The organism is Streptococcus milleri (genome assembly GCF_900636525.1).
Taxonomy (GTDB): Bacteria; Bacillota; Bacilli; order Lactobacillales; family Streptococcaceae; genus Streptococcus; species Streptococcus hominis.
Genome location: NZ_LR134288.1, coordinates 934,958 through 960,993 on the forward strand (window position 1 = coordinate 934,958; position 26,036 = coordinate 960,993).

Here is a 26,036-nt window from a genome sequence, read left to right on the forward strand (position 1 = left end):
TTGCAAAATGAATATGTTACAATGCTTATAAAAACGGAGGAAAAATCATGTTAACATACGATTTAATTGTTATTGGTTTTGGTAAAGCTGGTAAAACATTAGCAGCAAAAATGGCAACCCAAGGAAAAAAGGTTGCTTTAATTGAACGAAGCAAAGCTATGTACGGTGGTACTTGTATCAATATCGCTTGTATTCCAACCAAAACCTTATTAGTCGCCGCAGAAAAAGGACTATCATTTGAAGAAGTAATGGCTGAGAAAAACGCGGTTATTAGCCGACTTAATGGGAAAAATTACGCAGCCATTAGTAGTGCTGGAGTAGATATTATTGATGCAGAAGCTCATTTTCTGTCTAACAAAATAATTGAAATTGTAGCAGGCGACGAAAAGCAAGAGCTAACAGCCGAAAATATCGTCATCAATACGGGCGCTATCTCAAATGTTTTACCAATTCCAGGACTTACTACAACAAAAAATGTTTATGATTCAACAGGCATTCAAAATCTTTCTACATTACCTAAACGTCTTGGCATCCTTGGTGGTGGAAATATCGGTCTTGAATTTGCAGGACTTTTCAATAAGCTAGGAAGCAAGGTTACTGTCCTTGATGCTGCTGATACTTTTTTACCACGTGTAGAGCCTTCAATTGCCACTTTGGCTAAACAATATATGACGGAAGATAGCATTGAAATTCTTCAAAATATTTACACTCAAGAAGTGAAAAATGACGGTGAAGAGGTGCTTGTCATTGCTAAAAACGAAATATTTCGCTTTGACGCTTTGCTTTATGCTACCGGTCGTAAACCAAATATCGAACCATTAAAACTTGAAAATACAGACATCCAAGTTACAGACCGCGGTGCTATCCAAGTGGATAAGCATTGCCAAACAACTGTTCCTGGTGTCTTTGCTGTTGGTGATGTCAACGGTGGACTACAATTTACTTATGTTTCGCTAGATGATTTTCGTGTCGTTTTCCATTACTTAGCCGGTGATGGCTCCTACACACTTGAAAATCGCAAATATGTACCGACTACCATGTTTATCACTCCCCCACTTGCACAAATTGGTTTGACAGAAGCCCAAGCTAAAGAACAAGGCCTGCCCTATGCTACCAAAGAAATTCCAGTTGCAGCCATGCCACGTGGACATGTCAATGCAGATCTTAGGGGAGCGTTTAAAGCTGTTGTTAATACAGAAACTAAGGAAATTTTAGGGGCTACTATCTTCTCGCAAGGTGCTCAAGAAATCATTAACATTCTAACTGTAGCTATGGACAATAAGATTCCTTATACTTATTTCACAAAACAAATCTTTACTCATCCAACTTTGGCTGAAAATCTTAATGATTTGTTTGCGATTTAGTCACGACTTCTGCACTTCGACAAACATGTTGTCATAAACCACTTTGATTTCATTCGACAAAAAAGCAAAAGTGGGATAAGGCTGAGAACTAAAAATTTTTAGTCCGTTCTCTCACTCTTACAAAGCTTGCTCAAGTATCGCGTGACTATTTATTTCCATCATAAAAACGAGGCTGAGATATTATCGTCCCAACCTCGTTTTTATTATAGCTGCATTTGATTATACGTTTTACTAAATGCATTTAAAATTTCTTTTGGCGCGTCTTTATAAGAAGTTTCTCCTTCTAGCGTTCCTTTAACAATCGTTCGTGACGTAGCTGCAGCATCTTCACAAGTCACCAAAGTCACTTCATTGACACCTTCGCGGTCATTAATCACATCTACTCTATCAGGTGCCACATTCTCAACTGAAGTAATGGAATAAGTATAAATTTTTTCCTTATCTGTCAGATAAATTTTCATTCCGGCTTTAGCACGATCTAAAGGAGAAAAGAGCATATTGCTTGCACCTGTAATCCCAAATACATGGTGACTAGCCAATGCATAATTCCCTTTCCCCATTTGCTGTGTTTCTTTCATCGTACCTGCGCCATAATAAAGACCCACATTGTCCAAGCCTTTAAAAATTGGCAAATTCATCGAAAGTTCAGGAATAGCAATTCCACCAATAACTGGTAATTGCTGGGCCTGCCATTGAGCGTTAATCACATCTTCGGTAGACAGCGATTTAACTTTATCGAAATTAAAGCTGGTTTTAGCTTTTTTATTTTGAGTGATTTTATCTTTTGAAACTTTGCTCACTTGATACCGATTGGTATGCCAAACCATTATCATATTCCGAATAGAAGAGTTGAAAATAAGTGCAAGTGCAACAATGATTAACAATGTCGCAATAATATTAATTAGAATATTTTTTCTTTTATTATGTTTTTTTCTTGTTGATGACATAACATTTCCTTTTATTTAGTTTATTCTTCATCCACTTCTTTTTCATTCTCTGCTGCAACGCTTGTAAAAGTAACAATCTGCGCTCCCTTATCTAGTCGCATTACTTTAACACCCAAAGTTGCACGTCCTGTTTGAGAAATATTAGCAACATTTGTCCGAATAATAACCCCCGTATTTGTGATAACCATTAAATCTTCATCACCATTCACAGCCATAAGCCCCGCTAATGGACCATTTTTCTCAGTAATATTAGCCGTTTTCATTCCTTTTCCACCACGACCTTTCGTAGCGTATTCACTGGCTAACGTGCGCTTGCCATATCCCTTTTCAGTGATGACTAATACTTCTTGATTATCCGAAATAACGCTGGCGCCCACAACATAATCATTTGTACGCAAATTCACTCCGCGCACACCGGTCGCAGCCCGTCCCATGTTTCGGACTTGGTTTTCGTTAAATCGTACAGCATATCCCATTTTGGTTCCGATAATGATATCTGCGTGACCATTTGTCAAAAAGACATTGATGAGTTCATCCTCATCTTTTAAATTCAAAGCTTTCAGACCATTTTGACGAATATTAGCAAACTCTGTTACGCTTGTCCGCTTCACAACACCATAGCGCGTTGTGAAGAAAAGGTAGGAATGATCATCATGCTCGGCTTGAACATTGATAATCGTCTGAATTGTTTCACCTTCGTCTAATTTCAACAAATTAACAATCGGCAAACCTTTCGCTGTACGGCCGTATTCAGGAATTTCATAACCTTTCAAGCGATAAACGCGACCTTTATTGGTAAAGAAGAGTAAGCGATCATGTGTGCTGGTAGAAACTAATTCACGGACAAAATCGTCATCCTTTACACCTGTTCCTTGAATACCACGACCACCACGTCTTTGCGCAGTGAATTCATCTTGGTTCAACCGTTTGATATAGCCTTTATTGGAAAGTGTAATCAAAACATCTGCTTCTTCGATGAGATCTTCATCTTCCAAAGACAGTACTTCACCAACCATTAGTTCTGTACGACGTTCGTCAGAAAACTTACGTTTAATCTCTTCTAATTCTTCCTTGATAATCGCAACAACTCGTTCTGGTTTAGCTAAAATATCTGCTAAATCTGCTATCAATTTCATCAAGTCGTCATATTCAGATTGAATCTTATCCCGTTCCAATCCCGTTAAACGGCGAAGACGCATATCCAGAATCGCCTGACTTTGACGTTCGGATAATTCATAGCGTGCCATCAACTCTGCTTGCGCTTCTGCATCTGTCTCACTGTTTCGGATGATGCGAATCACTTCATCAATGTGATCAAGTGCAATCAGCAAACCAGCTAAAATATGTGCACGAGCTTCCGCCTTTTCCTTATCAAAAACCGTCCGACGTGTCACCACTTCTTTTTGGTGTTCAATATAAGCAAGCAAAATCTCGCGTAAAGACAGAATCTTTGGCACTCCATTTTGGATCGCCAGCATATTGAAACTAAAATTCGTCTGCATTTGCGTTAATTTAAATAAATTGTTCAAAATGACATGCGCACTTGCATCCCGCTTCACATCAATGATAAAACGAACCCCTTCACGGTTAGATTCGTCACGAACCGCTGTAATTCCGTCAATACGTTTTTCTTGAACTAGTCGCACAATATGCTCATGAACTTTGGTTTTATTGACCATATACGGAAATTCAGTGACGACAATTCGTTCACGACCAGATTTAGTTTCTTCGATTTCTGTCCGAGCACGTAAAACAATGGAACCCTTCCCAGTTTCATAAGCGCGATGAATGCCTGATTTCCCCATAACCAAAGCGCCTGTCGGGAAGTCTGGACCAGGCAACACTTCCATAAGGTCACGTGTGGTCACATCTGGATTATCCATGACTAATTTTACAGCATCAATGGTCTCACCAAGATTGTGAGGAGGAATGTTTGTTGCCATTCCCACAGCAATACCTGTCGCCCCATTGACCAGCAAATTAGGAAAACGTGACGGTAAAACTAATGGCTCACGCTCACTGCTATCATAGTTATCTGCAAAATCAACTGTATTTTTGTTAATATCACGTAACATTTCAAGCGATATTTTGCTCATCCGAGCTTCTGTATACCGTTGTGCCGCAGGACCGTCTCCGTCCATAGAACCAAAGTTTCCGTGACCATCTACTAACATGTGACGGTAAGACCACCATTGCGCCATCCGCACCATAGCTTCATAGATAGAGGAATCTCCGTGCGGGTGATATTTACCCATAACATCACCCGTGATACGAGCAGATTTCTTATGTGGTTTGTCAGGAGTCACCCCCAGCTCATTCATTCCATACAATATTCTTCGGTGAACAGGCTTTAAGCCATCACGAACATCAGGAAGCGCTCGAGCAACAATGACACTCATGGCGTAATCAATGAAACTCGTCTTCATTTCGCTCGTTAAATTCACATTTACTAAATTATTATCCTGCATTAAAAAATGCCTCTCTTCATTTATATGACCATATCATTATAACATAAATTGGGATTTTTTTCAGTAAACATCCCTTATTATAAAAACGTTTACATAAGATGATATGTATTATATTCGTGACAAAATGTTACAAAAGTGATAGAATAGATGTGTAAAGGGAAAACGTTCCCCAATAAAATAAAGGAGATGTTTAGCAAAATGACTCTTACTAAACAACATAAAAAAGTCATCCTTGTTGGTGACGGTGCTGTAGGTTCTTCTTACGCATTTGCTCTTGTCAACCAAGGAATCGCCCAAGAACTTGGTATTGTTGATATTTTCAAAGAAAAAACAGAAGGGGATGCTGAAGACCTCAGCCATGCCTTGGCTTTCACTTCACCTAAGAAAATTTATTCAGCAGAATATGCTGATGCACACGATGCAGATCTTGTCGTTTTGACTGCTGGTGCACCACAAAAACCAGGTGAAACTCGTCTTCAATTGGTTGAAAAAAACCTTCGTATCAACAAAGATGTTGTTACTAAAATTGTTGCTTCAGGATTCAACGGTATCTTCCTCGTAGCTGCTAACCCTGTTGACATTTTGACTTACTCAACTTGGAAATTCTCTGGATTCCCTAAAGAACGTGTCATTGGTTCAGGTACTTCTCTTGACTCAGCACGTTTCCGTCAAGCACTTGCTGAAAAATTAGATGTAGATGCTCGCTCTGTCCATGCTTACATCATGGGAGAACATGGTGATTCAGAATTCGCTGTTTGGTCACATGCGAATGTTGCAGGTGTTAATCTTGAAAATTATCTCCAAGATGTAGAAAACTTTAATGCAGCTGAATTAGTTGACTTGTTTGAAGGTGTTCGTGATGCTGCATACTCAATCATCAACAAGAAAGGTGCGACTTTCTATGGTATCGCAGTTGCCTTAGCTCGTATCACAAAAGCTATCCTTGATGACGAAAATTCAGTTCTTCCACTTTCAGTATTCCAAGAAGGCCAATATCCTGGCGTTACAGACTGCTACATTGGACAACCAGCTATTGTCGGCGCACATGGTATCGTACGTCCAGTAAATATCCCGTTGAATGATGCTGAAAAACAAAAAATGCAAGCTTCTGCTAAACAATTAAAAGACATCATCAATGATGCCTTCTCCAAAGAAGAATTTGCTTCAGCAGCTAAAAACTAAAGAATTTCCTTTCTTACTCCTTGTTTTATCAAGGAGTTTTTTCATATCTAAAATGGATACGATAAAGTTGATTTGCACGGCATCATGACTTTATCGTATCCATTTATTTTATATAATCTCACCTTATCAATTTATTTCAATATATCTTTTAAATAAGGAACAGTCTTCTCACCTTTCATATCTGACAGCACCCGAATCCAGCGAAATGCTGTATGCTCTTCTGGATCAAGTTTAATATCTCTATATTCCAGCAAGTTTGCCTTATACACTAGACGCGTAAAAACGATGCCCTTTGTATCATCATAACAGCTATCCTCATGAAGAATCGAACTTAATTGTACTTTTTGGTTGACTTCTTCCATCGCTTCTCGTACAGCACCTTCTCGCGGCAATTCGTCTTCTTCCACACTACCTCCTGGAATATCCCAATATTCGGGATACATGTTTGGAGAACCACGTTTTATTTTACTTCGTTTAATAAGCAAATATTTTCCATCTTTTTCAATTAAAGCATGAGCAATCAATTTCACAGGCATTCGCAATCTCCTTTGTAAAAATAAAAAATCTTGCATAAAACAAGACTTTCAAGTAATAAACACAATCCACCCTGAGAGAATCGAACTCCCATCTCAAGAACCGGAATCTTACGTGATATCCATTACACTAAGGGTGGCAACTATTTTATTATATAAAAATTTTATAAAAATAACAAGTAAAAAAGGACTGAAATGATAAATTCCAATCCTTTTATTTGATTATAATTCAATATCACCAAACAAGTCAGCCATTGAAAATCCAGTTTGAGTTTCTGGAAGTTCAAAGTCACGTTTTTCTTGACGTTTTTGACGACGAGGACGTGATTGACGTTTTTCTTTTTGGTCATCTTCTTGTGCTGGACGTTCTTCAAGAGCCTTGATAGAAAGTGATACACGTTCTGCATCAGCATTTACATCAAGAACTTTCACAGTTACTTCTTGACCAACTTTAAGCACATCTTTTGGATTTTCAACACGCTTGTGTGAAATTTGTGAAATATGGACAAGTCCGTCAATACCTGGCAATACTTCAACAAAAGCACCGAAATCTGTCAAACGTTTAACTGTGCCTTCAATCACATCACCAGCAGCTAATTTTTGTTCAACACCGTCCCATGGTCCAGGTGTTGTAGCTTTAAGAGAAAGTGATACGCGTCCTTCTTCTTCGTTCAAATCAAGAACTTTTACTTCAATTTCATCGCCAACTGATACAACAGATTTTGGTGAAACGTTGCGTTCGTGTGACAATTCAGTTAAGTGAACAAGTCCGTCAACACCACCAAGGTCAATAAAGGCACCAAAGCTTGTGATACGTGCAACTTTACCAGTCACGATGTCACCAACAGCTAATTTACTAAATACTTCAGCACGTGCTGCTGCAGCTTTTTCTTCTACTACTTCACGGCGTGAAAGAATGAAACGATTTTCTTTTGGATCCACTTCTTTAATTTTTGCTTCAAATTCTTGACCTACAAAACGTTCAGTATTACGAACGAAACGAGTATCTAGCATTGAAGCAGGAATAAATCCACGAAGTCCTTCAAATTCTACTGAAAGGCCACCTTTAACTGCACGAGTACCTTTTACAGTAACAACTTCTTCTTCACGTCCAACCAACTTGTCCCATGCCTTGCGAGCTTCTAAACGTTTTTTAGATACAAGGTAAGTAACTGTATCAGTATCTTTACCAACTACTTGACGAAGAACAAGCAATTCAAGTGTTTCACCTGGTTTTACAAGGTCGTTAATGTCAGCTTCACGATCGTTTGTCAATTCACGAAGGGTCAACACACCTTCTACACCAGTTCCAGCGATTGCAACATTAGCTTGGTTCGCATCAACAGTCAATACTTCAGCAGTAACGACATCGCCTGGCTCAACTTGGCTAACACTATTTAGCAAATCTTCAAATTCATTCATCTAAAAAAATCCTCCAACAATCAAGCATTTCTTGCTTGACATACTTATAATATTTTTCCTAAGCACCGCAATGACATGAACTATCTTTAACGTTTCCCACCCTATAAAGAAATAAAATACCCTAAGATATTTTACCATTTATCTGATATATTACCTAAGAACTGGGGTAGCTGGATTCGAACCAACGCATGAGGGAGTCAAAGTCCCTTGCCTTACCGCTTGGCTATACCCCAAAATGAACGCGGACAAAATCCTTTAAACGCTAAGTACGCTCATGGAGAGGGAGGGATTCGAACCCCCGAACCCGAAGGAGCGGATTTACAGTCCGCCGCGTTTAGCCTCTTCGCTACCTCTCCTGTATAATCAACAGTATTCATTATACCATTGATGAAAAGAAAACACAAGCATTTATTTACCCAAATTATAGGTTTCAATCAATTTTTCCACGGCATTTTCAAGTTTTTTATAAAAACTATCAACATTTTCATTTTTTATGATAGCAAATTGTCCATCAAACTCAGCAATTTGACCAATGACTTTTTTACCAATAGATAAAACATAACCTTCGTATTGATCAGACCCTACCTTTACTTGGCTATCTGCTAATTGGATTTCAATCTTTTTGTCTTTTTTACTCATCATATACCTCTTTCAAGTCTCTATTTTACAAAAAAATAGAAAAACTAGCAAGCAATATGCGAAATTTAAAGCTACCTCAACGGTGAGATAGCTTTAAAAAATTTCTAAACTTTGACAATCCAACCTTCTGGTGCTTCAACATCACCAAATTGAATACCGGTTAATTCATTATAGAGTTTTCGAGTCACAGGTCCAACTTCTGTTTCACTGTAAAAGACATGGAAATCTTCACCATGCTGAATACCACCGATTGGAGAGATGACAGCTGCTGTACCGCAAGCCCCTGCTTCAGCAAAACGATCCAAATCATCAATTGGCACATCTCCTTCGATAGCTTTCAAGCCCAAACGATGTTCTGCTAGGTATAGAAGAGAATATTTTGTGATAGAAGGAAGGATAGATGGGCTGTACGGCGTTACAAATTCGTTGTCTTTGGTAATTCCAAAGAAGTTTGCAGATCCCACTTCTTCAATCTTCGTGTGAGTAGCTGGGTCTAGATAAATGACATCAGAGAATTTCTTTTCATGCGCCATTTGTCCTGGAAGCAAGCTTGCTGCGTAGTTACCGCCGACTTTAGCAGCACCTGTTCCATAAGGAGCAGCACGGTCATACTTGTCAGAAACGATAAAGTTTGTTGGAGTCAAGCCCCCTTTAAAGTAATTTCCAACAGGCATAGCAAACACGGTAAAAATGTATTCATCTGCTGGTTTAACACCGATGATGTCACCAACACCTAGCAACAGCGGACGAATATAAAGAGTACCTCCTGTTCCATACGGTGGAACGTAATCTTCATTTGCACGAACCACTTGCTTTACAGCATCAACAAACATATCAGTCGGAATTTGTGGCATCAAGAGACGGTCTGAGGTACGTTGTAGACGTTTCGCGTTTTGATCTGGACGAAATAGTTGTACACTTCCGTCTTTCGTGCGATAGGCTTTCATTCCCTCAAAAGCTTGTTGCCCATAATGAAGACAAGGAGAAGATTCAGACATGTGCAGAGTTGCATCTTCAGTCAATCCTCCTTTTTCCCACTGACCATTTTTATAATAAGCAAGATAGCGATAAGGCAATTTCATATAGGAAAAACCAAGATTTTCCCAATCAAGATTTACTGACATAACATTCTCCTTTTTAATTTTATGATTTTTATTTTACACTATTTTTAGATATTTTCAATAGTTTTTTGCAAAATTCTGAAAATTTTTTAATTTCAGTTTATACCTGAACAAAAAATCAGCCGCTTGGACTGATTTTCAATTATTTAATATTCGCAGAGAACACTTCTTCATCAGAAATAGTATCAGAGATAAAGCTACCGTTGCTGGTTCTTTCAGACAGACCGAGGTCAGCAAGATTCACTTGGTAAGTCGTTCCTTTGTTAGAAACAATAGAAAGAATCTGCTCTTCTTCTGCTGTTGGATGATCTGAACTAAAGAGGTCTAGTTCTGCAGGTTGCTCTCCAAAGACAGGACCTGCTTGGAAAATACGATGTGGCTTGGACTTCAGCTCGCGCAACACTTGCAAACCACGATTTGCTCGGCTCGTCACAGGAATATCTGCAACTGCCATTCGCTTGAGCGCTCCGCGCTGGGTCAAGATATAAAATGAATCAGTATTGGCAATAAAAGCTGCTGCTAAGACATCATCTTTTTTGAGATTGATAGCTTTGACACCTGCTGCCTTAGCGCCCACAACTGGTACTTCTTCGATATTGAACCGCAAGGCATAGCCGTTCTTGGTCACTAGCATAACATCATCTAGCTTGATTGGAGAAAGTGTGATAATTTGGTCGTCTTCATTTTTTAATTTAGCAAATTTAACAGACTTGGACTTATAGGTGCGCCAAGGACTGAATTCTTTTCGCTCTACTTGCTTGATTTGTCCTAGTTTTGTTACCGCAAAATAAGTTCCTTCGTCAAAATTATCAACTAATTCTGTATAAAGTACTTCTTCATTCGTCTCAAAATTGGTAATAGTCTGACTGAGGTGTTCCCCGATTTCTTTCCAGCGAATGTCTGCCAATTCATGGACCGGTCGGTAGATGACATTGCCAAGATTGGTAAAAATCAAAAGGTGCTGAGTGGTTTTCGCCGAGCTGACAAAAATCAGACGGTCGTCATCTCGCTTGCCGACCTCGTCAACCGTTGATGAATTGAAAGAACGTGGACTGGTGCGTTTGAGGTAGCCGCCACGAGTGACGCTGACAAAGGTTTCTTCTTCCACAATCAGACTAGCCGTATCAATCTCAATGGCATTCGCCGTATCTTGCAATTCACTAAGACGAGGATTGCCAAATTTCTTTTTGACCTCACGCAGTTCACGCTTCATCAAATTGTACATGGTCCGCTCATCGCCGATAATGGCAGAAAGCATGGCAATTTTTTCGCGTAATTCCGCCTGCTCTTCCTCCAGAATTACCACGTCTGTATTGGTCAAACGATAAAGTTGGAGAGTGACGATAGCCTCTGCCTGCTCCTCGGTGAAATCATAGCTGACTTTGAGGTTTTCCTTAGCATCCGATTTATTTTCCGACGCACGAATGAGCGCAATCACTTCATCCAAAATCGAAATCACTCGAATCAAGCCTTCTACGATATGCAGGCGCTTCTCTGCTTTTGCCTTGTCAAATCGGCTGCGCGCCAGAATAATCTCTTTTCGGTGGGCAATGTAACTAGTCAGAATCGGCACAATCCCTACTAAACGTGGCGTGAAGTTGTCGATAGCCACCATGTTAAAATTGTAATTGACCTGCAAATCCGTATATTTAAAGAGATAATTCAAAATCAGCTCGGTATTGGCATCCTTTTTCAGCTCAATAGCAATACGAAGCCCGTCACGGTCAGACTCATCCCGTACTTCCGCAATACCAGCTACCTTATTATTGACCCGAACGTCATCAATCTTCTTAACCAAAACAGCCTTGTTAATCTCATAAGGAATTTCAGTGACAACAATCTGCTCTTTGCCGCCTTTGAGCTTTTCAATCTCCGTCCGAGAACGCACGACAACGCGACCTTTCCCAGTCTCATAGGCTTTCTTAATCTCATCTCGCCCTTGCACAATGGCCCCCGTTGGGAAGTCAGGCCCCGGCAGAAACTCCATGAGTTTGTCAACTTTGGCTTTGGGGTGGTCAATCATATACACCACCGCATCGATGACTTCCGCCAGATTGTGAGGCGGAATGTCCGTCGCATACCCAGCAGAAATCCCCGTTGCCCCATTCACCAAAAGATTTGGAAAGGCAGCAGGCAATACAGTCGGTTCTTTTTCCGTATCATCAAAGTTCCAAGCAAAAGGCACGGTGTCCTTTTCGATGTCTTGGAGCAAGTAGCCCGCAATCTCAGACAAACGAGCTTCGGTATACCGCATAGCGGCTGGCGGATCGCCGTCCATAGAACCATTATTTCCGTGCATTTCCACTAAAATCTCACGGTTCTTCCAGTCCTGAGACATACGCACCATGGCGTCGTAAATGGAGCTGTCACCATGCGGGTGGAAATTCCCCATGATATTTCCGACAGACTTTGCCGACTTGCGGTAGCCCTTGTCAAAGGTATTGCCGTCCTTGTTCATCGAATAAAGAATCCGACGCTGCACGGGCTTCAGTCCGTCACGAATATCGGGTAAAGCCCGCTCTTGAATGATGTATTTGGAGTAGCGCCCAAAACGCTCTCCCATGATGTCCTCCAAGGACATGTTTTGAATGTTACTCATAGGATACTAAGCCCGTAAAATGCAAATTCACACAGCATTTAGGGCAAGTTCAACTCCTTTCGAAAATTGTAGAGTAGGTCTGAAACAGAAAGCAGTCTGCAAAATCAAATCCAACATTTCACTTTCAGTTCTTGTGTTAATACTTGCTGATATCCTCTAAGGACATGATTTAAATACTAAGATAATAACTTGCTCAGTTCTCCATCGATCTTTTTTAACCGAGGATAAATATAATCAAAATATTCATCATAATAATTACAATCGTATCTTCTAGAATTGATTTTCCGTAAGGAATCTTGTAACTTCAAGATATCTTCAAACAGATTCGGAGGAATTGTTTCATCCTTTAAAAAGTCAAATTGATTAATATCAAAAAAATCAATTGATTTGTTAAGATTCTCAAATCTGTCATACTCTTCATGTGTCATATCATCAAAATTTGGAGAAAATTGTTGATAGAGTTTATAAAATTCATCAATTTTAATTAAAGATTTTTTGAAATTTTTATATGCTTCAAAAAATTCTTTATAATGAACTTGCATCATCAACTGATTTGACTTTCTTGATTGCTGAGCTAACTCTGTAAGTTCTCTTAGATTTTCTTCAACTTTTTCTTGAGTTTCTGACAATTTAGCCTGTTGTTCTGTTAGTTTTAAAATATTTTCAGCAATTAACTCTTGCTTGTCTTCTAACTTTATTTGTCGATTATCTAACACCTCGTTCTTTTTTTTAGAAATCCACATCCCATAACAAATAGGCAATGCTGCCGTAAAAACCTGAATGATATATCCCTTTATATCTGGCTCACTCAGTATTTTTATCAATCTTTCAAACATTTCTGGTGTCATAGTTACTCCTATTGTTTATTTCCCCCACAAACCCCCGTTTATACTTGATATGATTGGCAATGTTACTGTCCACGTCTTTTTTATCCCATAGTTGGAGTTCCCAAGGGTAGTAAAAATTGCTTTTGTTTTTAAAATAGACATGAATCCCAACATAACCATCTTTGTCACGCAAGTACCAGTTTTTCAGACCGTACTGTTCTTGCCAAGCGTCAAGTCGTTCCATGACTTGAGTAATTTCCTCAGATGTTAAAATCATGCGGGCGCCGAAAATATCATTGAGAACTGAATTGACAGGATACCCCTCCTGCCGCTCAGAAAAGCGAGTAATCTTGTCTAGGATAGATTCGGAAGTTTTAACCCGATAGACATAGGAAATATCCTGAAGGTCAGCTTTCATCAGATAGTCATTGATGGACTCATGGAGGTTGAGGCGGTAGGCAAGAATCGCCTCGGTTGGCACCTTAGCGAAGGTATGTTTCAGATTGATTTTCTCTACCTTTCCGGTTTCAAAATAATCTTTAGAGTATTCTAAGTGAATGCGATTGATTTCTGTAATGAGGCGTTCTACTTTTTCTAGCATGAGAATCACTCCTGTCATTTATCTGCTAAGGCTTGAACCTTATCCTGCACTTTCTGCTTTCGCTACTTTCTTAACCGCTTTGCGTTTTTTGTAACGGCTACGAATAGCATTGAGTTGGTCGCGAAGATTTGCATAGTGGCTTCTTTCTGGGTAGGCATAGGTCATAATAGCAGTGAAATCCAGCAGGAAATCGTAAATTTCTTGCAGCTGAATGCGGAGTTGCTTGCTTTGGCTAGGCACTTTGCCTTTTAACTCGGTCAAGCGCTCCTTATAGGCTTCTTCAAACCGCTTTTGCGCAGTCATCAAACTTTCCACATGAGCTTCCAAGTGCAGTTTTGCCAGCGCCGTTTGATAAGTCGATTTCTTCAGCTCTTGGAGCAGGTGGTTGATGCCCTCTGTCTCTTTTTCATAGTTGGCAGCCGCAATCCCTGCGTAATTTTTCAGCAAGCCTGCCAAGGTGTCGTAGGCTTCTTTGGTCGCCGTCTCCTTGACCCGTGAAAATGCCCGCACCAAAGCAGTCAGCGTCCCCAAAGCATCGTCTCGCTCGCGGTCGGCTTGGTCCAAACTGGTCACCAAGCGACTAGCTTTCGTCTGATGAAGCCCCTCCTGAAACTTAGCCAAATGCTGGCTCATCTCTTCCAGCTTGCTCGTATAAATACTTTCAACCTTGTGCGCCTTGTTAAAAGCAGCAATCGCCTCTTTCGACTCGGTCATGAGCCGGGAAAATTCGTTGTTCTCCAAATTGCGTACCGTTAAACTAATGACTCCGTATTCTTTTGTCATAAACTCCTCTTTCTTCGTGTGTTTTTTAGTTTTTTACTTCAAAATCGCTCAGAACGCATGTAAATGTTCGTCTTTTGCTTTAAAAATTCAAATCACACATGTGTGATTTGGTTTTTTACTGCTAGACAAGAAATTCTTCATGTGAAATTTCTTGTTTTAGGGGTGGGGAAGGTGATTTCTGGTGGGGGATGATATGTTTAGTAACTGATTTTTTGTATAAATCTATCTTCTGTTTAAAGTCCTTCTCCATCTTCTTTTCCTTTTATAGTTTATCTGATAAAACTCTTTTTTTATAATTAATCGTAAAAATTTTTCTATGCTCAATAACTTCTCTTTATACTTCTCACCACCGTAATAATAACATTCTACTAGTCTATTGTAATCAATATCTTCTTCATTTTTAAGTAGCTGCTCTTGGAAAATTTCTTGGGCTTTCTCATGCATTTTTGAAAGAAGTTGTGAATGACAAAACTCAAAAAATGCTGTTTGAATGACCAATATTAAAAGAGCGATACCTATCGGTCTAACTTTATCAATATCAACGCCAATTATGAATGTCACTATCGAAAGAATTCCAAGTATTAAACGATTTTCAGAACCCATATTTTCTAATTCAAAAATATTTTGAAATTGTAAAACGACATAAAGAGAAAGACACAAAGCAGCTGACACCACAATAAATATCAACCAAAATATATAAACCTCACCATTCAATTTGCAGTTCAAGTCATACTCAATAAATGGATCTTTTATAAAACTCGCAATCATTTTTAAGCTATTATCATTTTGAATTATATTGATACTCACAGATCCTATAATAAATGCAGTCACATTCATTAATACTAAAAGTTTTATCCGACATTTTTTAACAAATGATAGGAATTTAACCAATCGTCGCATCTTCAATCTTTTCTTAAACAAATTATGATACAAATCTTTGAACAGATAGGAAATAAATAATATCAAAAAATTGTAAGCAAGCAATACTAAAACTGTTATTACAAAAAGTAAAAGTACGAACATAGAGATATCTCTAAACTTAGATGAAATATATTTATCAATATTAGGAAAAATAATTATTAATATCCCTACAATAAATACATAAAACAAATACTCAATCCACTTAATTCTAAGTATTTTAGTAAGATAATCTTTATTATCCAGTACCTTCAAATTCTCTAAACTATCTATCTTTCTCTTTGCTTCTTTGTAGCTAAAGTTAGGAAATGATGTTTTGACCAGCCATTCAATAGCATTATCTCTCCAACTAGATAATGTACTTATTATTTTTCTAAAAAAACTTATAATCCTCATCAAAACACTCCACTCTCCTCCAGCGTAAACTTGACATTATCTTCAATCCATTTACGGCGGGGTGGGACTTTGTCGCCCATGAGGACATTGACGCGGCGCTCGGCACGAGCCAAATCGTCAATGGTGACGCGAATGAGGGTGCGGTTTTCAGGATTCATGGTGGTTTCCCAGAGCTGGTCGGCATTCATTTCCCCAAGCCCTTTGTAGCGCTGTAGCATAGCACCTTTGCCAAATTTCTTGCGCAGGTCTTCTAGCTCGCCGTCCGTCCAAGCATACTCGACAACCTCGTTCTTGCCTTTGCCTTTGGACATTTTATAAAGAGGAGGCAGGGCGATATAGACATGCCCCGCTTCTACGAGTGGGCGCATGTAGCGGTAAAAGAAGGTCAGCAAGAGCGTCTGGATATGGGCGCCGTCCGTATCGGCATCGGTCATGATGATAATCTTGTCGTAGTTGGCGTCTTCGAGGGAGAAGTCCGATCCGACACCTGCACCAATGGTGTAAATCATGGTGTTGATTTCTTCATTTTTGAGAATGTCTGCCATTTTAGCTTTAGCGGTATTGATGACCTTACCGCGCAGGGGCAGAATTGCTTGAAACTTCCGGTCGCGTCCTTGCTTGGCAGAGCCACCCGCTGAATCTCCTTCGACCAGATAGAGTTCATTTTTAGCTGGGTTTTTGGATTGGGCTGGCGTTAGTTTTCCAGATAACAACCCCTTGTCTTTCTTGTTCTTCTTTCCACTTCGGCTTTCATCTCTCGCCTTGCGGGCTGCCTCGCGCGCATCTCTCGCCTTAATCGCCTTGCGGATGAGATTAGACGCCAATTCCCCATTTTCCAAGAGGAAGAAAGTCAACTTGTCTGACACAATCGAATCCACCGCAGGACGAGCAAGCGGGCTGCCCAGCTTGTCCTTGGTCTGCCCTTCAAATTGCAAATGCTCTTCTGGCACTAAGATAGACAACACAGCCGCTAAGCCCTCACGGTAGTCAGAACCTTCCAGATTTTTATCCTTTTCTTTCAGCAAACCAGTCTTTCTCGCATAATCATTCATGACCTTGGTAATGGCTGATTTAAGCCCTGTTTCGTGCGTTCCGCCATCCTTGGTGCGGACGTTATTGACAAAAGAAAGGATATTGTCTGAATAACCATCGTTGTACTGGAGAGCCACTTCCACTTGAAAACCGCCCTCTTCTCCTTCAAAATAAAGGACCGGTGTCAAAGTTTCCTTGTCTTCGTTCAAGTAGCTGACAAAGTCCTGCACCCCATTTTCATAGTGAAAATCAACAGACTCGCCCGTTCGCTCATCTGTCAGAGAAAGGTGAACATTTTTCAAGAGAAAGGCTGATTCATTGAGCCGCTCCGAAATAGTATTATATTTGAAATCTGTCGTTGAGAAAATCGTGTCGTCAGGTATAAAGGTCACTTTTGTGCCCGTTTTTGATTTGGGAGCTTTGCCAATCTTTTCCAGACTGGTAACAGGTTTCCCACCCTGCTCAAATCGTTGCCGATAAACCGTTCCGTCACGTGTGATTTCAACTTCCAGCCAACTAGACAGCGCATTGACCACAGAAGAACCAACACCGTGGAGACCCCCAGAGGTCTTGTAACCGCCCTGACCGAACTTACCTCCAGCGTGAAGCACCGTAAAGATGACTTCCACTGTCGGGATTCCCATAGCGTGCATACCGACAGGCATTCCCCGACCGTGGTCTGCTACAGTCAAACTCCCGTCTTTATGAATGGTCACGTCAATCTTATCACCAAAGCCAGACAGAGCCTCGTCAACTGCATTGTCCACAATTTCCCAGACCAAATGGTGAAGCCCAGTTGCATCTGTTGATCCAATATACATACCAGGACGTTTACGAACCGCGTCCAATCCTTCTAATACTTGAATGGCATCATCATTGTAATTATTAATATTGATTTCCTTTTTTGCCACAAGGAGCCTCCTGAATCATTCATCCTTTCTATCTTACAAGTTTTTAGCAAATTTTGCAAAGATTTTTAGAAAATAGTGTATTCTTTCTGCTTCTTACCACCATTTTTTCAGCCTAGACAAATTTTGTAAAATATTTCTGGTCGTTCAACTATCAAAATCAAAATTCATGGTATAATAAAAACATGATAAAGATAGTTTTTACATTGATAGTAGCTTATTTGATTGGTTCAATCCCTGCCGGGCTTTGGATTGGACAAGTATTTTACAAGAAAAATCTCCGCGAATACGGCAGCGGAAATACAGGGACGACCAATACCTTTCGTGTCCTTGGGAAAAAAGCAGGCATCATCACCTTTATTTTCGACTTTTTTAAAGGAACGTTTGCGACACTATTGCCTTTTTTTCTTCATATCAACGGTATTTCTCCTCTTGTTTTTGGACTTTTAGCCGTGCTTGGGCATACCTTCCCCATTTTCGCAGAATTTAAGGGCGGTAAAGCCGTGGCAACCAGTGCAGGTGTCATTCTGGGCTTTTCACCGACTTTCTTCACTTATTTAGCTGTCATCTTTTTCAGCTGCTTGTATTTGACTAGTATGATTTCTTTTTCAAGTGTGACAGCTGCTGCCTCTGCTATTCTGGGAGTCTTAATTTTCCCGTTATTTAGTTTTCTTTTGCCACGTTACGATGTGCTTTTTACCGTGATTGTGCTGGCATTAGCGCTCATCATTATCGTTCGACACAAAGATAATATTCAGCGGATTCGGACGAAGCAAGAAAATCTCATTCCCTTCGGATTGAATATCACAAAACAACAACCTAAACAGAAATAAAAGAAGCTAGGATCAAAAATCTTAGCTTCCTTTTATTTTATTCTTTGTGAGCTTTTTTAAATCTAGATAATCCTAAAAGTCCAACGACAAAGCCAAGTAAACTGATAAAGGTAGTATCTGTTGTACCTGTTTCTGGCAAGCTCTTTTGGCCTGAAGGCACAAATTGTTTGTGTACATTGACTGGAATCGTTGCCGTTCTTTGATGTGTATTTGTTTGAACCGCTGGCACAAGTTCTTTTTGTCCAGTTTCATTTGGCTTCACTTGATTAGCAGCTTGATTTTGAAGTTTCTTGTATTGTGCAGTCGAGATTGAAATAGTCCGTGAATTAGGATTGACAACCGCATAAGCTGTTAAGTCTGTTTTTGCCAAATAGTCTGCAAAAGCAACGTCCATTGAAGGACCTTCTTCGCGAGCTCCGCCCAACATACTATAACCGTCACCACCTGCAGCCAAGAAATCATTAGTTGTCAGATAGTAGATTTTCTTAAGGTTTAATTTTTCATATTTTCCTGTTTCAGGATTTTTAATTTCAATGCCAAGAATACGTTTATCGGCTGGTAAGGTAGTGTCATAATAAACTTTTGCTCCAGAAACTTGTAGGAAACCGCCGCTTGGTTCAAGTAACGGTTGGCCATTTTCATCTAGGACTGGTTTGCCGTCTTTTTCTTGTAAAATAGAACCTAAAGACTTAGCAAACATGTCTGCGATGTTTTGCCCAGTTACTTTTATTTGAGTAATGGTATTACCAAATGGTAAAACAGCAATAATATCTCCTTTGGTGATTGGTTTTCCTTTCGCAATTGTTTCACGAAGTCCGCCGCCGTTAGTTACAGCAAGGTCTGTCTTATGACTGAATCCTGTTTGCCCGTACTCATAGAGCGCATCTGCTACGACATTTCCAAGATTGTTTTCCCGCACACGGACATTTTCTCGATTACCATTTAACTCAACTGGGCTATTAGCAACGACCACTTTTGCGTTTTCTTGGTCATATTTCTCTTTGATTTTGTTTACTAATTGCTGAATAGCTGGATCTGGAGTAACGCCTTTTACTGAATCAGCTGAGATTTGTTGAGGATTTCCTAGAAGTTGACCAGATTTGTATGTTACTTTTCCAATATTATGCAAGTAACTACCTGTTTGATTATAAGTAACATTGTCGCCGTAGGTTACTGATTCTACAGTATGTGAATGCCCGTCAATCACTGTCACACGTTTTCCTTTTAGCAAAGGATTTTTTGATAATGCTTCTGCCAAGGTAGAACCACGCCATTCAACTGGTGTCGTTGTATCTACACCCAAATGTGCCAAAACAACATAATGTTTGTAAGTTTTACCTTCTGCTTTCGCACGAGATTCTACTTCTTCAATGACTTTATTGACTTCTGAAATTGGATCTGTAAACGTAACCCCCTGAACATTGCGTGGGTGTGTTTTTGTTGCAGTTTCTGGCGTTGTCACCCCAATAACCACAAATTCATCTCCCACAACATTCTTGTCTTTATCAACAATCGTAGAAGCTTCAAAAAGTCGTGCTCCATTGACATAAGTATTGGCACTAAGAAGAGGGAATTTCAAAATTTGTTTGTATTTTTTCACCTCATCCAAACCAAAGTCAAATTCATAATTTCCGACCGCCATTGCGTCATAGCCAATCTTATTTAAAATATTCGCGCGCTCTTCTCCTTTTGAGCTATTGGAAATCGGAAGCCCTTGAAAAGCATCGCCTGCATCCACAACGAGTGTTGTTTGATTAGTCTTTGCACGTTCTTGCTCATGACAGCTGCTAATTTAGCATCGCCAATGACACCTTTTTCTTCTACAATACGACCGTGTACATCATTTGTATGAAGAATAACCGTATCTTTTTCAGATTAAGTTGTAGGTGCAGCAACAGCTTGAGCGGCTGGAGTTATAGACTCTGCTGGAGTTACAGAAGTTTCAACTTGTTTGTTCTCGCTCTTTTCTGTTACTTTCTCTGTGGAAGCTTCAGTAGCAGGCGAAGCTGCTGAAGCTCCTTGAGCGGTCGTAGGTGCGACCGACTGATTTTCTTTAGGAGCTTCTACTTGCTCTACAGGTGCTGTTGAAGTAGCTGGATCTACAGCATCAGCAGAAACCTGATGTGCTAAAATTGCTGGAGCAATTAGCAATGTTGACAAAATGGGGATAATGAATTTTTTCTTCTTCATAATCAATCCTCTTTTATTCTTTTTTTATTCTATTATACAAGATTGTCTGGCAAAATAAAACCTTATTGAACAAGCTTTATCTCATCGTTCGCTAAAATTGTTCTAAAAAGAAAAATATTCTAACTTTTACATTAGAATATCTTATTTCACAAACATTATTTACAAACTTCTACCTTGTGAGTTTATCTGTGCCATTAAGTTCTTCAGCCCTGCCACTCCCACGGTATCACCCGCTTTTTCAAAACACACCAGTGCTTTTTGAGCATCAGATTTAGCCATTTTTATATCTCCCTTAGCTAATCTTACCTCAGCCAAGCCACGATAAGCACAAGCATGATTGACTAAATCATCTGTCTGCAACGCTAAATTTAATGTTTCTTGCAAAAGTTCTTCTGCAAGGTGAATATTTCCTAGTTTGAATTGTAAATACCCCTGTTCGTACAAATTGACTGATTTCTTTAGGACATCATTGGGGAAATGCTTTGCAATAATTGCAGCTTCTGTCATTATCAAGTCATAAGCTTTTTGAAAATGTTCTTCTTCTCGTTCGACCATAGCTAATTGATGCAAGCCTATATGTTGTTCTTCTAGATTCTTTTCAGACATAGCCTGAGCATAGTAGTCTTTTAAAAACTGACGAGCCAACTGAAAATCCTTTTCTTCTAAAGCAATATAAGCTTTTAAATTCAGCGTACTATAACTATCTTGGTCTATTTGATAAACAAATTGCTTGGCAAGCTGATATTGCCCGTCAAACAATGCTTGCCAGGCTTTTTGAAGTTGTTCTTCTATCATAATTTCTTTCCTTTTATTCATAGAAAACAAAAGTCACACTTTAAAAGTTATATTAAATCAGTCTCCGAGATTGCCTCTTTCACTTTTTCGATTGGCAGATGTACTAACTCAACTTTCTTTTCGCTATATAAATAACGCGCATAATCATCTATACGATATTGATTGATATAAACCACTCGCTTGCAACCAACTTGTAAAAGCTGTTTCGTACAATTGAGACAAGGAAAATGCGTGACATAAACAGTAAATCCTTTCGGGATCCCGCGCTCTGCACCTTGCAAAATTGCATTTACTTCTGCATGCAAAGTCCTCACACAATGCCCGTCAACTATCAGGCATTCATGATCGATGCAGTGCTCCGTTCCTGAAACAGATCCATTATATCCTGTTGAAATAACTTTATTATCCTTTACAATAACTGCACCAACGCTTGCTCGTTTGCAGGTTGAGCGATTTGCAATCAAGAGCGCTTGTGCTGCAAAATATTCGTCCCAAGCCAATCTTTTTGTCGCCATATTGTCACCTTCTTTTCTTACTTATCACTCAGTTTATCATTTTTTCGATGTGGAAAAAGCGGAAGTCCGAGCGATGCAATCTTTTCTGCTGGAACTTTCATGCCGTCATTTGTCCATTTGATTAAAACAGAAACCACCGCTGAACTCCAAAATGAATTCATGTAAGTTGAAGCTTCTTTTCTGGAACTATTTTGTTTTTCCAAGAAATCAAACACAGCACTTGTCAATAGTTTTTCTAAATTATAATCCACTGCTAAGCTAAGGATTCGTGCTTCTTTTTTGACTTCTTTAAACAAGAACAGCCACACTTGATAAAGCTCGGTTCTCATATTGAATTGTTCCAATTTATCGGTAATCTTTTGTACTGTTCGTTGGAAAATCTCTTGTAAAATTTCTTCTTTTGAATCATAATTTCGATAAAAAGCTGCGCGCGAGACACCAGCTCTCTCTACTAATTCAGAAATGGTAATTTTTGCCAACTCCTTCTTTTCCAACAATTGCAACAAAGAAATTTCCAATGATTCTTTTGTAATTCGGTTAGATTCCTGATTTGATATTTTTAGATTTTCTAAAGATTTTTTCGATATTTTACGTTCCGACATAACATTTTCTTTCTACATGTAACAACCGACTGTAAAGGCTTTCTAAAGCAGAAGTTTCATGATATAATTGTAAAAAAAGGCAAACCTTTTGTCAATGTCTAATTAAGGGATCATCCCACTAAAGGAGAAATTGAATGACTTGGAAAATTGTAGCTGATTCAGGCTGTGATTATAGAACTATCGAAAACCTTGCTGTTGACACCTTATTTGAAAGTGTTCCTTTGACCATTCAAGTAGGTGATGAAATCTTTATAGATAATGCTCAGCTCAATATTGATGATATGATGGAAAAAATGTATGCCACTTCTTCGGCTTCAAAGTCTGCCTGTCCTAGTCCAGATGATTATATGAAAGCTTTTGATGGAGCTTCAAATATTTTTGTGGTCACTATTACAGGAACCTTATCAGGAAGCCATAATAGCGCACAAGTGGCTAAAAAACTCTATCTTGAAGAACATCCTAACGTGAATATCCATATTATTGATACTCTTTCTGCTGGCGGTGAAAATGATTTGATTATCAAAAAGCTTAATCTTCTCATCGGTCAAGGGCTAAGTTATGAAGAGGTTGTAACAGAAATTACAGCCTATCAAGCAAAGACGAAGTTACTTTTCGTTCTTGCAAAAGTTGACAATCTAGTCAAAAATGGACGACTGAGCAAGTTGCTTGGAGCCGTTGTAGGATTACTGAATATTCGTATGGTAGGCGAAGCCAGTCAAGACGGCAAGTTGGAGTTGCTTCAAAAGGCGCGTGGTGCTAAAAAATCACTAATCGCAGCTTTTGATGAACTCATCAAGGCAGGCTATGCCGGTGGACAAATCATTATTGCTCATCGAAATAATCCCAAGTTTTGCCAGCAATTTTCCGAAATGGTTCGTGAAAAATTCCCACAAGCTGTTATTGAAGTCATCCCGACTTCTGGGCTTTGTAGCTTTTATGCTGAAGAAAATGGTCTCCTCATGGGCTATGAAATTCAATAATATAACGAAACTGTAGTCAATCACTAAACTACAGTTTTTTTATTACAAATATAGCAAACCAAAAACAACTAGCACACTAATCATGCTAAAAAGTGAGCCTATAAGATAGTATTCTGCAAAGGACTGACTTTCTGAAATCTTATTATATCGTGCGATTGACTTAGCAGTAAAGACTAAGCCAACGGAAGCAAACTGCCCAAATATAAGAGACAAAGCCATAATAAAACGCTCTAAAATCCCAATCATCGCCCCTGCACCTGCTATAGTGTCTTGGTTATCTCCCTTTGACTGATACCTACTGAAGAAAAGCTTAAATAAAATATTAACAGGCTTGCCAACGATTGCTAAGAAAAGAAGGGTTTGAGCAACTGACGCTCCATTTTTCAGCCATTGTGGATTGATTTTATTGGCCAATAAAGCATAAAATAGAAAAATACAAATCAAATGAAGGACTTGGTCAATGATGAAAACTTGCTTTGTGAGTCTCTTTATTTCTATAAACGTGTTGAGCCTGTATTTCAAGAAATCAATAACTACATGACTAATCCAAACAGCAGCAAAGTAAATAATATTTTTTGGGAAAAAGATACTCAAAATCAGCAACGGCAGAAAAACAATGGCTAAATGCAACAATAAATAAGGCAACTTTCGACATTTTAAATCTGCCATTTTTTGACTTTGCCATTGGAAATCAGCTAAAACATGCGCCAATAAGACTAACAACAAGATTGGATGTTGGACAAAATAGTCCGAAAATCCCCACAAATTAGACATGTTTCGCCTCCTTCGCTATCGCATTTAACATCAAGTTCATCGCAACTCGTTTATTTCTGAGATAAATTTTTAACCCACTCGCCTTGATACGTTTGTTGAAAGCACTCGGAGTGATACCAAGTAGTTTTGCCATTTCTTTATGCGAAAATGTTTCATCGTATATATTTTCAGCTAGTAATTGTTTGAGGACTTCATATTGGATATCTGTCCACTTGGACTGAATAAAAGAGCACGCAGCTAAAATAGCATTGATTGTCTGGGTGGCTTTCTCATCTGCCAAAGAAACTGAAATGTGATTGATGCCATAGTCATTTTTGTCATGAACATAGTTAATCGCTTCTCTTGCCAGCCAATACGCCGGACCGTCAGAACCAATGCTTTGTTCTTTGTTAATTTCTGTAATCATATCTCCAGCACCAATCCCAAATCGAATTTCATAAGGAGCAAATAACATAGAAAGTTGCTCCATGATTTGAAACATATCCGAATTTGGTAAAAACAAAGCTTGAAATTCATCGCCAGCTGTGACCGTAAAGGGAGAAACTAAATATTTCTGATATTGCTGATTCAACTCTTTCATCAATTGCAACAATTGCTGTTGTGCCTGCGCTCGATCTTGTATTTTTTTTGATTCAATAATGTCTCCAATAAGAGCAATGTACATCATCTTCTCACCTCTTTTTGTCTATTATAATGGAAATTTTTAAAAATTTCCATTATAAAGGACATTTTCCAAAATTTCCGTCACGAAGGACATTTTCTAATCTACCATCTCTAAAAAATACAACTAAGCACATGATTGAAACCATCATTTGATCTGATAATGACTATCCTTTTACTTTCCATACCTTACCCAACACTTCTCCAATCTTGCCCTTGATGACCAAGTCAGCTTGACTATCTTGTAGTACATTATTTTTATTGATAACAACTAAGTGCCGTCCTTGAAAATAATGAACCAAATTAGCAGCTGGATAAACAACTAGCGATGTTCCGCCAATGATAAGTAGGTCAGCTTGACTGATAGCCTGAATAGCTTGAGAAAAAACTTCCATATTTAACGCTTCCTCATAAAGAGTCACATCTGGCTTAACTACACAACCACAAGTCTCGCAATAAGGAATGATTCCAGGCAATTTCAAAAAATCCTCTAAGTCATAAAAACGATGACAATTGGTACAAAAATTTCGGTCCACACTACCATGAATTTTTAATACGTTCTTGCTTCCTGCCATCTCGTGTAAACTATCAATATTCTGTGTAACAATTGCTTTTAATTTCCCTAGCTTTTCTAGATAAACTAAATATTTATGGGCTACATTTGGCTTAGCATTAGGATAAATAAGATATTTCTTGTAAAAGTCAAAAAACTGTTCTGGATAACGTTCAAACATCGTATGTGAAACTAATTGCTCTGCTGTAAAATGCTGGTTTAACTCAATATTGTAAATCCCATTAGAACTTCGAAAATCCGGAATACCAGATTCAGTTGAAACACCCGCACCACCAAAAAATACAATATTTTGGCTACTTTGAATGATCTGAACCAGTTCTTCAATCTTGTCCATATTGCCCTCCTAAAAGTTACCAATATTATTAAAGAAAAA

At 39.0% G+C, this 26,036-nt stretch carries 22 protein-coding genes, 3 tRNA genes and 1 pseudogene; 4 read left to right on the forward strand and 22 right to left on the reverse strand.

Going from position 1 to position 26,036, the window contains the following annotated elements; genetic code table 11:
- Positions 1 to 47: 47 nt before the first annotated feature.
- On the forward strand, positions 48 to 1,364 hold the full coding sequence (locus tag EL087_RS04590) for an FAD-containing oxidoreductase (protein ID WP_126407113.1): 1,317 nt from the start codon (positions 48 to 50) through the stop codon (positions 1,362 to 1,364).
- Between the two features lie 203 nt (positions 1,365 to 1,567).
- On the opposite strand, the gene EL087_RS04595 is transcribed toward EL087_RS04590, so the two are convergent.
- Together EL087_RS04595 and gyrA are read right to left on the reverse strand one after the other, a co-directional pair.
- Positions 1,568 to 2,311: a class A sortase gene (locus EL087_RS04595; protein ID WP_126407115.1), complete on the reverse strand. Its 744-nt coding sequence runs from the start codon at positions 2,309 to 2,311 to the stop codon at positions 1,568 to 1,570.
- A gap of 20 nt (positions 2,312 to 2,331) precedes the next feature.
- Positions 2,332 to 4,779, reverse strand: a complete 2,448-nt coding sequence (gene gyrA / locus EL087_RS04600; RefSeq protein ID WP_126407117.1) for a DNA gyrase subunit A — start codon at positions 4,777 to 4,779, stop codon at positions 2,332 to 2,334.
- Positions 4,780 to 4,977: 198 nt separating this feature from the next.
- Here gyrA and EL087_RS04605 point away from each other — a divergent pair, with 198 nt between their 5' ends.
- A complete protein-coding gene (locus tag EL087_RS04605; RefSeq protein ID WP_003024429.1) occupies positions 4,978 to 5,961 on the forward strand; it encodes an L-lactate dehydrogenase in 984 nt (327 codons plus the stop codon).
- Positions 5,962 to 6,092: 131 nt separating this feature from the next.
- Here EL087_RS04605 and EL087_RS04610 read toward each other — a convergent pair whose 3' ends face one another.
- From EL087_RS04610 to parE, 13 genes are all read right to left on the reverse strand, one after another.
- Positions 6,093 to 6,497 carry an NUDIX hydrolase gene (locus EL087_RS04610; protein ID WP_126407119.1) on the reverse strand — a complete coding sequence of 135 codons (405 nt, stop codon included), beginning with the start codon at positions 6,495 to 6,497 and terminating at the stop codon, positions 6,093 to 6,095.
- Between the two features lie 65 nt (positions 6,498 to 6,562).
- A tRNA-Arg gene (locus EL087_RS04615) sits at positions 6,563 to 6,634 on the reverse strand.
- An 82-nt stretch (positions 6,635 to 6,716) separates the two neighbouring features.
- A complete protein-coding gene (gene rpsA, locus EL087_RS04620; protein WP_049517398.1) occupies positions 6,717 to 7,916 on the reverse strand; it encodes a 30S ribosomal protein S1 in 1,200 nt (399 codons plus the stop codon).
- 161 nt (positions 7,917 to 8,077) lie between these two features.
- Positions 8,078 to 8,149, reverse strand: a tRNA-Gln gene (locus EL087_RS04625).
- 42 nt (positions 8,150 to 8,191) lie between these two features.
- A tRNA-Tyr gene (locus tag EL087_RS04630) sits at positions 8,192 to 8,272 on the reverse strand.
- Between the two features lie 52 nt (positions 8,273 to 8,324).
- Positions 8,325 to 8,555, reverse strand: a complete 231-nt coding sequence (locus EL087_RS04635) for a DUF2969 domain-containing protein (RefSeq protein ID WP_022525132.1) — start codon at positions 8,553 to 8,555, stop codon at positions 8,325 to 8,327.
- A 104-nt stretch (positions 8,556 to 8,659) separates the two neighbouring features.
- Positions 8,660 to 9,697, reverse strand: a complete 1,038-nt coding sequence (locus EL087_RS04640) for a branched-chain amino acid aminotransferase (RefSeq protein WP_260664237.1) — start codon at positions 9,695 to 9,697, stop codon at positions 8,660 to 8,662.
- A gap of 121 nt (positions 9,698 to 9,818) precedes the next feature.
- Positions 9,819 to 12,275 carry a DNA topoisomerase IV subunit A gene (gene parC, locus EL087_RS04645; protein ID WP_126407124.1) on the reverse strand — a complete coding sequence of 819 codons (2,457 nt, stop codon included), beginning with the start codon at positions 12,273 to 12,275 and terminating at the stop codon, positions 9,819 to 9,821.
- Between the two features lie 176 nt (positions 12,276 to 12,451).
- Complete coding sequence (locus tag EL087_RS04650; RefSeq protein ID WP_126407126.1) at positions 12,452 to 13,123, reverse strand: hypothetical protein; 672 nt, start codon at positions 13,121 to 13,123, stop codon at positions 12,452 to 12,454.
- A complete protein-coding gene (locus tag EL087_RS04655; protein ID WP_126407128.1) occupies positions 13,104 to 13,703 on the reverse strand; it encodes a GTP pyrophosphokinase in 600 nt (199 codons plus the stop codon). The genes EL087_RS04650 and EL087_RS04655 overlap by 20 nt, the downstream gene beginning before the upstream one ends.
- A gap of 39 nt (positions 13,704 to 13,742) precedes the next feature.
- Positions 13,743 to 14,486, reverse strand: a complete 744-nt coding sequence (locus EL087_RS04660) for a DUF6261 family protein (RefSeq protein WP_126407130.1) — start codon at positions 14,484 to 14,486, stop codon at positions 13,743 to 13,745.
- Between the two features lie 222 nt (positions 14,487 to 14,708).
- Complete coding sequence (locus EL087_RS04665; RefSeq protein ID WP_126407132.1) at positions 14,709 to 15,800, reverse strand: beta-carotene 15,15'-monooxygenase; 1,092 nt, start codon at positions 15,798 to 15,800, stop codon at positions 14,709 to 14,711.
- The gene (gene parE, locus EL087_RS04670; RefSeq protein ID WP_126407134.1) at positions 15,800 to 17,743 is read right to left on the reverse strand and encodes a DNA topoisomerase IV subunit B; all 1,944 of its coding nucleotides are present in this window, start codon (positions 17,741 to 17,743) and stop codon (positions 15,800 to 15,802) included. Before parE ends, EL087_RS04665 begins: the two co-directional genes overlap by 1 nt.
- Before the next feature lie 182 nt (positions 17,744 to 17,925).
- Here parE and plsY point away from each other — a divergent pair, with 182 nt between their 5' ends.
- Complete coding sequence (plsY, locus tag EL087_RS04675) at positions 17,926 to 18,573, forward strand: glycerol-3-phosphate 1-O-acyltransferase PlsY (protein ID WP_126407136.1); 648 nt, start codon at positions 17,926 to 17,928, stop codon at positions 18,571 to 18,573.
- Between the two features lie 37 nt (positions 18,574 to 18,610).
- On the opposite strand, the pseudogene nt5e reads toward plsY, so the two are convergent.
- The 4 genes and pseudogenes from nt5e to EL087_RS04695 all read right to left on the reverse strand — a co-directional run bounded on the left by nt5e (position 18,611) and on the right by EL087_RS04695 (position 22,675).
- A pseudogene (nt5e, locus tag EL087_RS04680) lies at positions 18,611 to 20,763 on the reverse strand (cell surface ecto-5'-nucleotidase Nt5e).
- A 159-nt stretch (positions 20,764 to 20,922) separates the two neighbouring features.
- Positions 20,923 to 21,558 carry a tetratricopeptide repeat protein gene (locus EL087_RS04685; RefSeq protein ID WP_126407138.1) on the reverse strand — a complete coding sequence of 212 codons (636 nt, stop codon included), beginning with the start codon at positions 21,556 to 21,558 and terminating at the stop codon, positions 20,923 to 20,925.
- Positions 21,559 to 21,605: 47 nt separating this feature from the next.
- The gene (locus tag EL087_RS04690) at positions 21,606 to 22,073 is read right to left on the reverse strand and encodes a deoxycytidylate deaminase (RefSeq protein WP_126407140.1); all 468 of its coding nucleotides are present in this window, start codon (positions 22,071 to 22,073) and stop codon (positions 21,606 to 21,608) included.
- A gap of 17 nt (positions 22,074 to 22,090) precedes the next feature.
- Positions 22,091 to 22,675, reverse strand: coding sequence for a TetR/AcrR family transcriptional regulator (locus tag EL087_RS04695; RefSeq protein WP_126407142.1), 585 nt, complete (start codon positions 22,673 to 22,675; stop codon positions 22,091 to 22,093).
- A 134-nt stretch (positions 22,676 to 22,809) separates the two neighbouring features.
- Here EL087_RS04695 and EL087_RS04700 point away from each other — a divergent pair, with 134 nt between their 5' ends.
- Positions 22,810 to 23,655 (forward strand): DegV family protein, encoded by an 846-nt coding sequence (locus EL087_RS04700; RefSeq protein ID WP_003029640.1) that lies wholly within the window; start codon positions 22,810 to 22,812, stop codon positions 23,653 to 23,655.
- 42 nt (positions 23,656 to 23,697) lie between these two features.
- On the opposite strand, the gene EL087_RS04705 is transcribed toward EL087_RS04700, so the two are convergent.
- The 3 genes from EL087_RS04705 to EL087_RS04715 all read right to left on the reverse strand — a co-directional run bounded on the left by EL087_RS04705 (position 23,698) and on the right by EL087_RS04715 (position 25,997).
- Complete coding sequence (locus EL087_RS04705) at positions 23,698 to 24,429, reverse strand: DUF3307 domain-containing protein (RefSeq protein ID WP_003029639.1); 732 nt, start codon at positions 24,427 to 24,429, stop codon at positions 23,698 to 23,700.
- Positions 24,422 to 25,096 carry a SatD family protein gene (locus EL087_RS04710; RefSeq protein WP_003029638.1) on the reverse strand — a complete coding sequence of 225 codons (675 nt, stop codon included), beginning with the start codon at positions 25,094 to 25,096 and terminating at the stop codon, positions 24,422 to 24,424. The genes EL087_RS04705 and EL087_RS04710 overlap by 8 nt, the downstream gene beginning before the upstream one ends.
- A 160-nt stretch (positions 25,097 to 25,256) precedes the next feature.
- Entirely contained in the window at positions 25,257 to 25,997 is a 741-nt protein-coding gene (locus tag EL087_RS04715; RefSeq protein ID WP_126407145.1) for an NAD-dependent protein deacylase, read from the reverse strand.
- Positions 25,998 to 26,036 lie beyond the last annotated feature (39 nt).